General features: G+C 71.9%; 10 protein-coding genes. 9 read left to right on the top strand and 1 reads right to left on the bottom strand.

Annotated features, from left to right (window positions below; genetic code table 11):
• The first annotated feature begins 51 nt into the window (after positions 1 to 51).
• Together Pma05_RS00610 and Pma05_RS00605 are read left to right on the top strand one after the other, a co-directional pair.
• Positions 52 to 744 carry an ABC transporter ATP-binding protein gene (locus Pma05_RS00610; protein WP_203855241.1) on the top strand — a complete coding sequence of 231 codons (693 nt, stop codon included), beginning with the start codon at positions 52 to 54 and terminating at the stop codon, positions 742 to 744.
• Positions 741 to 3,110, top strand: a complete 2,370-nt coding sequence (locus tag Pma05_RS00605) for an ABC transporter permease (RefSeq protein ID WP_203855240.1) — start codon at positions 741 to 743, stop codon at positions 3,108 to 3,110. Before Pma05_RS00610 ends, Pma05_RS00605 begins: the two co-directional genes overlap by 4 nt.
• A gap of 100 nt (positions 3,111 to 3,210) precedes the next feature.
• Here Pma05_RS00605 and Pma05_RS00600 read toward each other — a convergent pair whose 3' ends face one another.
• Complete coding sequence (locus Pma05_RS00600; protein WP_203855239.1) at positions 3,211 to 4,239, bottom strand: LacI family DNA-binding transcriptional regulator; 1,029 nt, start codon at positions 4,237 to 4,239, stop codon at positions 3,211 to 3,213.
• A 123-nt stretch (positions 4,240 to 4,362) separates the two neighbouring features.
• On the opposite strand from Pma05_RS00600, the gene Pma05_RS00595 reads away from it, so the two are divergent.
• From Pma05_RS00595 to Pma05_RS00565, 7 genes are read left to right on the top strand one after another with little or no spacing between them, the layout of a single operon-like run.
• Positions 4,363 to 5,589, top strand: a complete 1,227-nt coding sequence (locus tag Pma05_RS00595) for an amino acid ABC transporter substrate-binding protein (protein WP_203855238.1) — start codon at positions 4,363 to 4,365, stop codon at positions 5,587 to 5,589.
• 8 nt (positions 5,590 to 5,597) lie between these two features.
• The gene (locus Pma05_RS00590) at positions 5,598 to 6,485 is read left to right on the top strand and encodes a branched-chain amino acid ABC transporter permease (protein ID WP_203855237.1); all 888 of its coding nucleotides are present in this window, start codon (positions 5,598 to 5,600) and stop codon (positions 6,483 to 6,485) included.
• Positions 6,469 to 7,605, top strand: coding sequence for a branched-chain amino acid ABC transporter permease (locus Pma05_RS00585; protein WP_239311454.1), 1,137 nt, complete (start codon positions 6,469 to 6,471; stop codon positions 7,603 to 7,605). The genes Pma05_RS00590 and Pma05_RS00585 overlap by 17 nt, the downstream gene beginning before the upstream one ends.
• The gene (locus tag Pma05_RS00580; protein WP_203855236.1) at positions 7,602 to 8,474 is read left to right on the top strand and encodes an ABC transporter ATP-binding protein; all 873 of its coding nucleotides are present in this window, start codon (positions 7,602 to 7,604) and stop codon (positions 8,472 to 8,474) included. The genes Pma05_RS00585 and Pma05_RS00580 overlap by 4 nt, the downstream gene beginning before the upstream one ends.
• Positions 8,464 to 9,270, top strand: a complete 807-nt coding sequence (locus tag Pma05_RS00575; RefSeq protein WP_203855235.1) for an ABC transporter ATP-binding protein — start codon at positions 8,464 to 8,466, stop codon at positions 9,268 to 9,270. Before Pma05_RS00580 ends, Pma05_RS00575 begins: the two co-directional genes overlap by 11 nt.
• 42 nt (positions 9,271 to 9,312) lie before the next feature.
• The gene (locus Pma05_RS00570; RefSeq protein WP_203855234.1) at positions 9,313 to 10,281 is read left to right on the top strand and encodes a LamG-like jellyroll fold domain-containing protein; all 969 of its coding nucleotides are present in this window, start codon (positions 9,313 to 9,315) and stop codon (positions 10,279 to 10,281) included.
• A 47-nt stretch (positions 10,282 to 10,328) separates the two neighbouring features.
• Positions 10,329 to 12,419, top strand: a complete 2,091-nt coding sequence (locus Pma05_RS00565; RefSeq protein WP_203855233.1) for a PQQ-dependent sugar dehydrogenase — start codon at positions 10,329 to 10,331, stop codon at positions 12,417 to 12,419.
• Positions 12,420 to 12,587: the final 168 nt, after the last annotated feature.

Genomic DNA, 12,587 nt, shown 5'->3' with positions numbered 1-12,587 from the left:
CGGACCTAGCTTCGAACGGCCAGAGGTACCCGGACAAGAGGGAGATCCACCATGAGCGCACCGGTGATCGAGTTGGACGACGTGAGCCGCAGGTACGACGAGGGGCCACCGGCGCTGGACGCCGTGTCGCTGCGGATCGCCGCCGGGGAGTCGGTGGCGATCCTGGGGCCGTCCGGCAGCGGCAAGTCCACACTGCTGAACCTGGTCGCCGGGCTGGACCGGCCGAGCGGCGGTACGGTGACCGTGGCCGGTGTCCGGGTCGACGAGTTGGGTGAGGCCGGCTCCGCCCGCTACCGGCGGGCGAAGATCGGCATGGTGTTCCAGTTCTTCAACCTCCTCGACGACCTGACCGTCGCCGACAACGTCATGCTGCCGGCGCAGTTGGCCGGGATGGCCCGTGGCACCGCGCGGCGTCGCGCGATGGAGTTGCTCGGCACGCTCGGCGTCGACCGGCACGCCACCGCCTACCCGGGCCGGCTCTCCGGCGGTGAGCGGCAGCGGGTCGCGGTGGCCAGAGCCCTGGTGAACCGGCCGGCGCTACTGCTCGCCGACGAGCCGACCGGCGCGCTGGACACCGCCTCCGGCGAGGAGGTCCGGCACCTCTTCAACGACCTGCACGCCGAGGGCCAGACCATCGTCCTGGTCACCCACGACCTGAACCTGGCGCGGTCGTGCGCCACCCGCACCGTCCAACTCGTCGACGGCCGGGTCGCCGCCGACAGCACGGTGGAGCCGGTCCGATGAGCGCGCTCGGTGGGGTGGTCCGGTCCGGGGTGGGGCGTCGCCGGGTACAGACGGTGGTGGTCGGGCTGGTGGTGATGATCGCGGTGACCGTCGCCGTACTCGGCGGGTCGCTGATGGTGGCCGCCAGGGCGCCCTTCGACCGGGCCTTCAGCCAGCAGCACGGCGCGCACCTGACCGCGCAGTTCGACGGAGCCAGGGCCATGGCGGCGCAGCTGTCGGCATCCGCGCGAGTCGCCGGGGTCGCGGCGGCGGCCGGCCCGTTCCCGACCGCGACCATCACCCCGGCCAGCGGTCGCGGCGGGCCGGTGCAGCCGATCACGGTGGTCGGACGGGCCGGTCCGGGTGGACCGGTCGACGCCGTCACGGTGACCGAGGGGCGGTGGGCGACCGGCCCCGGCGAGATCGTGCTACAGGCCGACCACCGGCTCCCGAGGAGGCTCCAGCCGCAGGTGGGTGACGCGCTGCCGCTGTCGGGCCCGGCCGGCGGCCAGACCCTGACGGTGGTCGGGGTGGCCCGGTCGGTCAGCGAGACCGCCGGCGGCTGGGTGGTCCCGGAGCAGGTCGCGGCGTTGACCGCTCCGGGTGCGACCGCCGGCTACCAGATGCTCTACCGGCTCGCCGAGAGCGACACCGCCGCACAGATCGAGTCCGGTCGCGCCGCGATCGAGGCGAGCGTGCCCGCAGGGGCGCTGGCCGGAGCGCGCTCCTGGCTCACCACCAGGACCAACAGCGCCGGCAGCGTGGTGCTGTTCGTGCCGTTCCTCATCGCGTTCGGGGTGCTGGGCGTACTCATGGCGGTCCTGATCATCGGCAACGTCATCGCCGGGGCGGTCAGTACCGGAACGTACCGGATCGGCATCCTCAAGGCCCTCGGGTTCACCCCTCAGCAGGTGGTCCGGGCGTACACGGCGCAGGCGCTGGTCCCCGCCGCGGTCGGCGCCGTGCTCGGCGTGGTGGCCGGCAACCTCCTGGTGGTCCCGGTCCTGGCGCAGACCAACGAGGTGCACGGCACGACGGACACCGGCGTCACCCCATGGGTCGACCTCCTGGTGCTGGCCGGGGCGCTGGCCCTGGTCACCGCGACCGCCTGGGCGGCGGCGTCCCGGGCCGGAAGGCTGCGTACCGTCGAGGTGCTCGCCGTCGGCCGCACCCCCTCCCCGGGCAGGGGCCAGTGGGCCGCCCGGCTGGCTGCCCGACTCCCGCTGCCCCGGGCGGTGACCCTCGGGCTGGCCCAGCCGTTCGCCCGGGTCCTCCGGTCGGCCACCGTCGTCGCGGCGATCGCGTTCGGCGCCGCCGCCGCGACCTTCGCCGTCGGACTGGGCGTCTCGTTGAACGCGGTGCAGGCCACGGAGAGCGACGGTGACGTCGTCATCTTCCCGGGCCGCCCGATTTCCGGGCCGCCACCCGAGGGCGCCCCGACGGTCGCCCCGGGACCGCCGCAGCCACCAGACCCGGTGGCGGTGGTCGAGGCGATCACCGCACAGCCCGGTACCAGCGGATACCGGGGCGTCGCGCCCACCGAGCTGACCACCGCCGGGCTCACCAGCGCCCTTCAGACCCTCGCCTTCACCGGAGACGACTCCGCGCACGGCTACCAGATGATCTCCGGCAACTGGTTCAGTCGACCCGGGGAGATCGTGGTTTCCCGACCGTTCCTGACCGCCACCGGCACCCGGGTCGGCGACAGCCTCGTCCTGACCGACCACGGCACCCCGATCGACGTCCGCATCGTCGGTGAGGTCTTCAACGTCGAATCCAGAGGCATGCAGGTCCTCACCGCCGCCGAGACACTCGCGGCCACCCAACCGGACCTGCGGGCTCTGGAATACCACATCACCCTCACCCCCGGCACCGACCCGGTCGGCTACGTCAAGGCGCTGAACGCCGCGCTGGCGTCGGTGGAGGCCACCGCGGAGGTCGCCGAAGAGGAGTCGGACGAGATCCTCCTGGTCGTCAACGCGCTGACCGGCCTGCTCACCCTGCTGCTGGTCACGGTGGCCGCGCTGGGCGTACTCAACATGGTCGTCCTGCAGACGAGGGAACGGGTCCACGATCTCGGGGTGCACAAGGCCCTGGGGATGACCCCACGGCAGACCATCGGGATGGTCATCGCCTCGGTCGTCGTCACGGGACTGGTCGGTGGCGCCGTCGGCGTGCCCGTCGGCGTCATCATGCAGCGGGTGACCGTCGCCGAGATGGGCCATGCCGCAGGATTCAACCTGCCCGCCTCGGTCATCGACATCTACCACCCCGCCGAGCTGGTGCTGCTCGCCCTCGGCGGCCTCCTCATCGCCGTGCTCGGCGCGCTGCTGCCCGCCGGCTGGGCCGCCCGCACCCGTACCGCCACCGCACTGCGTACCGAATGAACCTCTTCAACCTCCCCTTGCGGTCCGACGAGCCGCAAGGTCAGAGGCGGTGCGTGAGCGCCGCGCGGTTCAGGTTGAAAAAGGTTCAGCGCCGGCATAGTCAGGGCGCCGGCCCGGTCGAGTCGCGGATCACCAGCGCGTGCCCGGTCGGCCGGCGCCGCGGTCGTTTCGAGCGCGCCTTGAGGGCCAGCTCCAGGGCCATCCGGCCCATGTCGGTCATCGGCAGCCGGACGGTGGTGAGCCCGGGCGCGAGGTCCGCGGCCACCGAGACGTCGTTGAAACCGACCACCGAGATCCGGTCCGGTACGCCGACCCGGTGCGCCCGTAGCGTCGAGAGCACCCCGATCGCCATCGAGTCGTTCAGCGCCACGATCGCGGTCGTGTCGGGGTGTTCCCGCAGGATCCGTTCGGCCGCTATCCGGCCGCCGTCCCGGGTGAAGTCGGTGTGCACGATCGGCAGCTCGTCGAGGGCCAGCCCGTGCCGGCGCAGCGCGGCTGCCACCCCGGCGAGCCGGTCGATGACGGTGGTGAGACCGCCGGTCGCGGCGGCGACCGCGATCCGGCGGTGCCCCAGCGCCAGCAGGTGTTCGCCGAGGGCCCGCCCGCCGGCCTCGTTGTCGGGCAGCACCGCGTCCACCCCGAGGGGATGCCGGCCGATCACCGCGACCCGCCCGCCCAGACTCTGGTACGCCGCCAGTTCGCGGCGCGCCTCGGCCTGGACCCGTGCGTCGTCGTAGCCGGAGCCGGCGATCAGGATGATGCCTACCCGCTGGAAGATGAGGTGCCGCAACTGCCGCAGCTCGTGCTCGGGGTCGCGGCCGGAGTGGCAGATCTGCACCAGTAGGCCCTGCTCGTCGGCGACCTGGATGACCCCGCCGGCGATCTCGGAGAAGTAGGGGTCGTCGACCTGGTGCACGACGAGCCCGACGGTCGAGCTGACGCCACCGGCCAGGGTACGGGCGTACGGGTTGGCCACGTACCCGAGTTCCCGGGAGACCTGCCGGACCCGGTCGGCCACCGCCGGGCTGACGCCGTCCCGCCCGGCGAGCGCCCGGGAGGCGGTCGCCAGCGACACTCCGGCCCGTTCGGCTACGTCGACGAGGCGCAGCCGCCCGCCAGGCTTCGGCATCGGTAACTCCCGGGAAACATCAACGACCGTAGCGGTAACTATTGCGAGTGACGCGGCACCCAGCCTATGGTACGAAAGCGCTTACGGAAGCGCTTTCCTCACCTCGGCGAAGGAGCGTCAGGAATGACATCCCGAGCGACACGCGGACGACGGGTAACGGCAACGGCCCTCGGCGCGGCGGTGGCACTTCTGCTGGCGGGCTGTGGCGACGACGGCGGGTCGGGCTCTTCCGACGATCCGATCGTCGTCGGGATCTCGCTCCCGCTGACCGGGGACTTCTCCGAACCCGGCAAGGGTGTGCAGCGCGGCTACGAGGCATGGGCCAAGATCACCAACGACAACGGCGGACTGCTCGGCCGGCAGGTCGAGCTGAAGATCCTCGACGACCAGTCCAACGCCGACCGGGTGGTCGCCGACTACGAGCAGTTGATCGGCAAGGACAACGTGGACATCGTGGTGGGTCCCTTCTCGACCCGCCTCGTCGTACCGGCCGCCCGGGTGGCCGAGGAGTACGGCATGCTCTTCGTCGAGCCGGCCGGCGCGGCGAAGGAGGTCTTCGCGCAGGGCTTCAAGAACCTGTTCTACGCGGCACCGGCGGTCGCCGACGACCACTACAACCACCTCGCCGAATACCTGCTCGCCCTGCCGCCCGGCCAGCGACCGACCACCGTGGCGTACGCCGCCATGGACGACCCGTTCGCCCAGGGCACCGCGTACGGGCTCAAGGCGAAGCTGGAGGCGGGCGGGGTGCGTACCGTCGTCGACGAGGTGTACCCGCCGAACACCACCGACTTCGGCACCATCGCCGCCAAGATCGCGGCGTCGAAGGCGGACATGGTGGTGGGCGGCTCGCAGTACCAGGACGGCGTGAACCTCATCGTCGCCCTGCAACAGCTCGACTACCAGCCCAAGCTGGCGGCCTTCTCGACCGCGCCGACCAGTCCCGAGTTCGCCGCCGCGATCGGTAACAAGACCGAGGGGATCCTCGCGCCGACCGGCTACACCCAGAAGGCGTCCTATCCGAGCAACGTCGAGTTCGTACAGAAATACACCGCGCAGTTCGGCTCGCCGCCGGAGGAGGACGAGGCGAACGCGTACACCACTGGCCAGGTGGTGGCGGCCGCCGTCAGCGCGGTCGGCTGCGCCGAGCAGGGGGAGTGCCAGCAGAAGCTGGTCGACTGGATCCGCGGCAACAAGGTCGAGACCGTCGTCGGGCCGCTCACCTGGGACGCCACCGGCAAGCCGCAGGGCGCGCACATGATCCAGCAGTGGGTCGGCGGGCAGATCCAGATCGTGCTGCCCACCGAGGCGAAGGAAGTCGACGTCGTCTACCCGAAGCCGGCCTGGTGAGGTAACGGATGCCGTCCGGCGCCCTGCTCTTCCAGAGCGTCATCCTGGGCCTGCTGCTGGGTGGGCTGTACGCCCTCCTGGCAGCCGGCCTGACGCTCTACTTCGGCATCATGCGGGTGGTGATGATCGCCCACTCGGCGTTCCTCATCCTCGCCGCCTACCTCGCCTGGTGGTCGCACGCCAGGCTGGGCGTCGACCCGCTGCTGTCGATGGTCGTCACCGTCCCGCTCTTCTTCGGCCTCGGGGTGCTGCTGCAACGGCTGCTGCTGGCCCGGCTGCGCCCGGTGACCCTGACCATGATGTCGGTGCTGCTCACCTTCGCCATCGCGGTACTGATCGAGGGGCTGCTCGGCTACGCCTTCAGCGGCACCCAGCGGCGGATCCAGCTCGGCTACGGCTCGGCCAGCCTCGGCCTCTTCGGCGCCCGGATCGCGGTGGTCAAGCTGATCGCGTTCGGGCTCGCCGCTGTCGCGCTGCTGACGCTGTACCTGCTGCTCAAGCGGACCAGGTTCGGCTGGGCGCTGCGGGCGACGATCCAGCACCCGGACGCCGCCCGGCTGATCGGGATCGACACCGACCGGATCGCCGGCTTCGGCTTCGGGGTCGGGCTGGCCACCGCCGCCGTCGGCGGTACGGCGCTGGCCCTGGACACCACCATCTACCCGTCGCTGCACTGGCACTGGATCGGTCCACTGATGGCGATCATCGTGGTCGGCGGGCTGGGCAGCGTACCGGGGGCGGCGGTCGCGGCGATGCTGCTCGGGCTGGTACAGAGCCTGTTGCAGATCCCGCTCGGCACCACCTGGGCGCAGACGGTCTTCTATCTCGCGCTCTTCGCGACGCTGGCGTTCCGCCCGCAGGGATTCTTCGGAGGCCGCCTTGCCCAGCGCTTCTGAACTCCCGGCAGCCCCGCGACATCGGCTCGGCGGGCTGTTCCGGGCGGTCGCCATCCTGGCCGTCGCCGCCGCTGTGCTCTCCTTCCCGTCCTGGGCGCCGAACCCGTACATCCTGTCGGCCGGGGTCGTGGTGTTGAACTACGCGGTGCTGTCGACGTCGTGGAACTTCGTCGGCGGGTTCACCGGGTACATCTCGCTCGGGCACGGCGCGCTGGCCGGGCTCGGCGGCTACGCCACCGGCCTGCTCGTGGTCCGGGCCGGGCTGCCGAGCTTCGTCGCGCTCGCCGCGGCCACCCTGCTGGTGGCGGCGTTCGCGGTCCCGGTCGGCTACGCGGCGCTGCGGGTACGCGGGGCGTCGTTCGTGATCGTGTCGATCGCGCTGGTACTGATCCTGCTGCTGGTCTTCCAGAGCTGGGCGTCGTTCACCGGCGGGTCGCGCGGGCTGGTCGTGCCGCGCCCGTTCCCGGGACTGCTCCGGCCCGAGCACCACCGGGTCTTCTTCTATCTCTTCGCCGCCCTGCTCGCGGTCGCCCTGCTGGTCTGGTGGCTGGTCGACCGCTCCCGCTTCGGGCTCGGCCTGAAGGCGATCCGGGAGGACGAGGACAAGGCGGAGTCGCTGGGTACCCCGACCTTCGGGTACAAGCTGGTGGTCTTCGTGGTGTCGGCCGGCTTCACCGGGCTGGCCGGCGGCCTCTACGCGCTCTGGTTCGGCGACCTCGACCCGGTCTTCCAGTTCTCCATCCTGACCGGCTCCTACCTGGTGCTGATGGCGCTGCTCGGCGGGGTACGCCAACTCTTCGGCCCGCTGGTCGGCGCGCTCGTGGTCGGCATCGGACTGGAGTACTTCAAGGTGGAGTTCGGCAACACCCCGCTGCACCTGGCCGCCACCGGACTGTTGCTGGCCCTGGTGGTGATGTTCATGCCGGACGGGGTACTGCCGGCGCTGGGCGCCCTGGTCGACCGGTTCCTGCGGCCGGCGCAGAGTTCGATCCGCGAGGTCACCGCCGCCGAGCTGCGCGACCGGGGCAGCGGTCCACCAGAAGGTGACCGGCCGGCCGACCCGCCGGCCAGCGTCCCCGTCGGCGCTCCCGACGGCCGGTCGGCGGAGGAGCGGTCATGACCGGGCAGCCGAGCGGGCCACCCGGCCCGGCGACGAGCGGCACAGGCAGTCCGGCGACGACCGGGGCAGGCAGTCCGGCGACGACCGGGCCGACCAGCCCGGTGGCGGGCGGAACGGGCAGCCCACCGACCAGCGGGACGGGCAGCCTGGCGACGAGCGGGCTGACCAAGGCGTTCGGCGGGGTGACCGCGCTGGACGCCGCCACCGTGGAGTTCCGGCATGGGCAGGTCAACGCGCTGATCGGGCCGAACGGGTCCGGCAAGACGACCTTCTTCAACTGCGTCACCGGGATGATCCGGCCGGACAGCGGGCGGACGTCGTACCGGGGCGCGGACATCACCCGGCGGAGTCCGCACGCGATAGCCCGGGCCGGCATCGGGCGTACCTTCCAGCTCTGCCGGGTCTTCCCCCGGATGTCGGCCCTGGACAACGTACTCGCGGCAGCCCGCCCCGACGGGTTCTGGAGCCAGTTGCGGGGCGCCCGGCGCCGCGTCGAGCTGGACCGGGCCAGGGGCTGGCTGACCCGGCTCGGCATCGAGCACCTGGCCGACGTCGAGGCCCGGAACATGTCCTGGGGACAGCAGAAGCTGCTGGAACTCGCCGGGGTGCTGATGAGCGGCCCGGAGACCGTGCTGCTGGACGAGCCGGCCGGCGGGGTCAACCCGGCGCTGCTGGACCGGATCGGTGCCCTGGTGCGCGAACTCAACGCCGAGGGGAGGACCTTCGTGATCGTCGAGCACAACATGGACCTGGTGATGAGCATCAGCGACCACGTCGTGGTGTTCGACCGGGGACGGCCGATCGCCGAGGGGCCGCCGGCGGTGATCCGCTCCGACGAGCGGGTACTGGGGGCGTACCTTGGCGTCTGAGATCGAGCTTGTCGACGTCCAGGCCGGATACGGGCGGGCGGCCCCGGTGTTGCGCGGGCTCTCCGTCTCGGTCGAACCGGGCACCATCGTCTGCCTCGTCGGTCCCAACGGTGCCGGCAAGTCGACGGTGCTCAAGGTGGCCAGCGGGCTGCTCAAGCCACGGTCCGGCCGGATCCTCGTCGGCGGGGTCGACGTCACCGGCCAGGGGCCGCAGCGGATGCTCGGCTCCGGGGTGGCGCACGTACTCCAGGGACACAGCGTCTTCCGCGAGATGACGGTGGCCGAGAACGTGCTGCTCGGCGGCTACACCCTGCGGGACTCCGCGCTGCTGGCCCGGCGGGCCGACTTCGTCCGGGACGTCTTCCCGGTGGTCGCCGACCGGTGGGACACGCTCGCCGGGCTGCTCTCCGGCGGACAGCAGAAACAGGTCGAGTTCGCCCGGTCGCTGATGGTCGAACCCCGGGTCGTGCTCCTCGACGAGCCGTCGATGGGGCTGGACCCGAAGGCGACCAGCACGGTCTTCGAGCAGGTGGTCCGGATGCGCGACGCCGGCACGGCGGTGCTGCTGGTCGAGCAGAACGCCCGGCGGGCGCTGGAGACCGCCGACCTCGGCTGCGTGCTCGACCTCGGGCGGGTGCACATCTCCGGGCCGGCAGCCGAACTGCTGGCCGACCCGCAGCTCGGCGACCTCTATCTCGGCGGCCGGCCCGGCGAGACGGCACCCGCCGCCCGCACGGCGGCCCGGACCTCCACCGACCAGGCGGGTGACGCCGGCACCGGCGACCACATCGGATAGCCGCCGGCGCCGCTCGCCGCGACGCACAGAGAGGTGTACGCGATGTCGAGACCCAGACGCGCCGTCTTCGCCACCACCACTGCCGCCGTCCTGGCCGCGCTGCTGGCGACCACCGGCACGGCGACCCCGGCCCAGGGGTACGGTGACCGCCACCGTGCCGTCCATCCCGAACTGCGGCACCAGCTTGTCGCGTACTACGACTTCGACCACCCGCTGCGTGGCGACCCCGGCCGGGAACGCGACCTGGGGCGGTCCGGCACCACCCTCGACCTGGTCAACGGAGGGGCCGCGATGCGGGTGCCGGACCCGGCCCACCGGGGCAGCGGTCAGGCGCTGTGGACCCGGCAGGTCGAGCCGGCGGTGGCCGGCAACGACGACTGGAAGGCCGGCGTCTACGCGCCGACCGGGCTGCCCAGCCTGCACGCCTTCAACGGCGCCGCCGGGGCGAGCGTGCTGGGCTGGTTCAAGATGCTCGGCGACGGGCCGGCGCCCAACTCCAACACCGCCGACCCCGGCGACCGGTTCAACGCGATCGGCCTGGCCGGGGTACTGACCGGCAACTCCGACGGGCATGCCGTCCGGGCGCTGCTCGAACTCATCACCGTCGACGGTGAACTGCGGCTGGTCGCCCTCGGCCGGCGACTGGACGGCGGCGAGTCGCAGACCTTCGCGGCGGCTGCGGACTGGCGGACCCTGCTGCCGGTCGGTGAGTGGGTCTTCCTCGCCGCCACCTTCGACTTCACCGACGGCAGCATGGCGCTCTACCGCAACGGCCAGCCGCTCGACGGCTTCTACACCCGGGCCGACGACCCGTGGCAGGTCGCCGGGCCGGGGCGGCACCGCACCACCGCCACCGACCCCCGGGGCATCAAGATCGGCGGCAGTTTTCCGCAGGACACCCGGGAGCAGAATCCCTGCGACTGCCGGATGGACTCGCTGATGTTCCTCGACCGGGTCGTCTCGGCACGCCAGGTCGAGAAGCAGTACCGGCACGTGACCGGAGGACGTTGACCCCCACCCCCACCGAAGTCCTGTCCCGAGAACGGAGTGACCCCCGCGTGCGTACTCCCACCCCTCGCCTCCGCAGACCCCTCACCGCCTCGCTCGGCGCCGCCGCCCTCGTGCTCTCCACCCTGGTCGCGGCACCGCCGGCCCAGGCCGCCGACGCGGTGTACGACCCCGTACCGGAACAGCAGATCCAGTCGCGGCTCGGGCTGGTCCTCACCGAGTACGCGGCGTTCCCGAAGTCGACACCGACGCCGACACCCACCGATCAACGGCTGATGCGACAGGCCCGGATCAACACCATCATGGAACTGCCGGACGGCTCGGGCCGGCGGGCCGTACCCGACCTGAACGGCAGCCTCTATCTCGTCGAGGACGGCGTGCCACACGTCTACCTGGACGTGGCCGGTACCTTCGCGCCGCGCTTCTTCTCCGGCCAGGGGCTCGGTCAGGGCTTCGGATACGTGGCCTTCCACCCTGACTTCGGCCGCAACGGCAGGTTCTACACCGTGCACACCGAGTCGCCCCCGTTCACCGCGGTGCCGGACTACAGCCAGCCCAACACCGTCTTCCACGGCATCATCACCGAGTGGACCGCCACCGACCCGGCCGCCGACACCTTCGCGGGCAGCCGCCGCGAGGTGCTGCGGATCGGGTTCGGCGGCCGGGTGCACGGCATCCAGGAGATCAACTTCAACCCGACCGCCCGGCGGGGCGACGCCGACTACGGGCTGCTCTACATCGCGGCCGGTGACGGCGGCGTCGGCGTACGCAACACCGACCCGCAGAACCTGGCGATGCCGCACGGCAAGCTGCTCCGGATCGACCCGGCCGGCAGCAACGCCCCGAACGGGCGGTACGGCATCCCGCCGTCGAACCCGTTCGTCGGCCAGACTGGCGCGCTCGGCGAGATCTACGCGGTCGGGATGCGGGACCCGCACCGGTTCAGTTGGGACCGGGCCACCGGCCGGATGTATCTCGGGCACATCGGGGAACACGCCATCGAGGCGATCTACGAGGTGCGGGCCGGCGACAACTTCGGCTGGAGCGAGCGCGAGGGCGCCTTCGTCTTCGACAGGACGTCGACGAACCCGTGTGACCGGATCTTCCCGCTGCCCCCGGACGACGCGAGTTTCGGCTACACGTACCCGGTCGCCGCGTACGACCACGAACCCGCGCCGGGCTGGGACTGCACCTCGGACGTCGGCGTCGCGGTGGCCGGCGGCTTCGTCTACCGGGGCCGGGACGTACCGGCGCTGCGCGGCAAGTACGTCTTCGGCGACCTCGTGGACGGTCGGGTGCTCTACACCGAGGTCGACCAGATGCGGCGGGGCCGCGACCTCGCCCCGATCCACCGGCTCGCCCTCTTCGACGCGGCCGGCAACCCGGTGCGGATGCAGGACCTCTCCGGGCCCGGCGCACCCGGCGACCCCAACCGGGTGGACCTGCGGTTCGGCACCGACGCCCAGGGCGAGCTGTACCTCCTGGCCAAGGCGAACGGGAAGATCTGGAAGGTCACCGGCACCCGGGAGTACGCCGCCGGACCGGTCGGCACCACCAGGGTCCGGGACACCATGCGCGCGACCAACTGGAGCCCGGTCACCCCGGCGAAGTGGCGGTTCACCGGCAGCCAGGTGATCCTCGCCGAGGCTGGTACCCAGCGCCCCGGCCCCCGCCGCCCGTTCGAGTACGCCGTGCTGACCGCCGGCCCGGAGTTCGGCGCGGTGGAGGTCAACGCGGAGGTACGCCTCGACACACCGGTCGAGGTGACCAACCGGGACGTGATCATCGTGTTCGGCTGGAAGTCGGACACGGAGTTCTACTACGCGCACCTCTCGACCGACAACACGATCTATCCGCACAACGGCATCTTCAAGGTGGACAACGCCGACCGGGAACGGATCGAGTACCAGTGGAACGGCCGCTCCGAAGGGGCGGCGCCGGCGGTCACCGACGACCGCTGGCACCGGGTACGCCTGGTGCACCGGCCGGCGACCGGTGAGATCGCGGTCTACCTCGACGGTTCCCGGGATCCCCTGATGACCGCCGCCGACACCACCTTCGGCTCCGGGCGGGTCGGCTTCGGCTCGTTCGACAACATCGGCCGGATCCGCGATCTGACCGTCCGCGGCACGCCCGCCTGACCCGCCGGCAGCGGCCCCTTCCCGCAGTGGGAGGGGCCGCGTCCGACGGCCAGGGCGGGTGGATCGCCTCGGTCCGCATCGCCTCGGCTCTGGCCGCCTTGCGGGCGGATCTCCTCGGCTCTGGCCGCCTTGCGGGCGGATCTCCTCGGCTCTGGCCGCCTTGCGGGC

Source organism: Plantactinospora mayteni (assembly GCF_016862935.1).
In the GTDB taxonomy this organism is placed as follows: domain Bacteria; phylum Actinomycetota; class Actinomycetes; order Mycobacteriales; family Micromonosporaceae; genus Plantactinospora; species Plantactinospora mayteni.
This window is presented reverse-complemented; position numbering and strand designations above follow the sequence as displayed.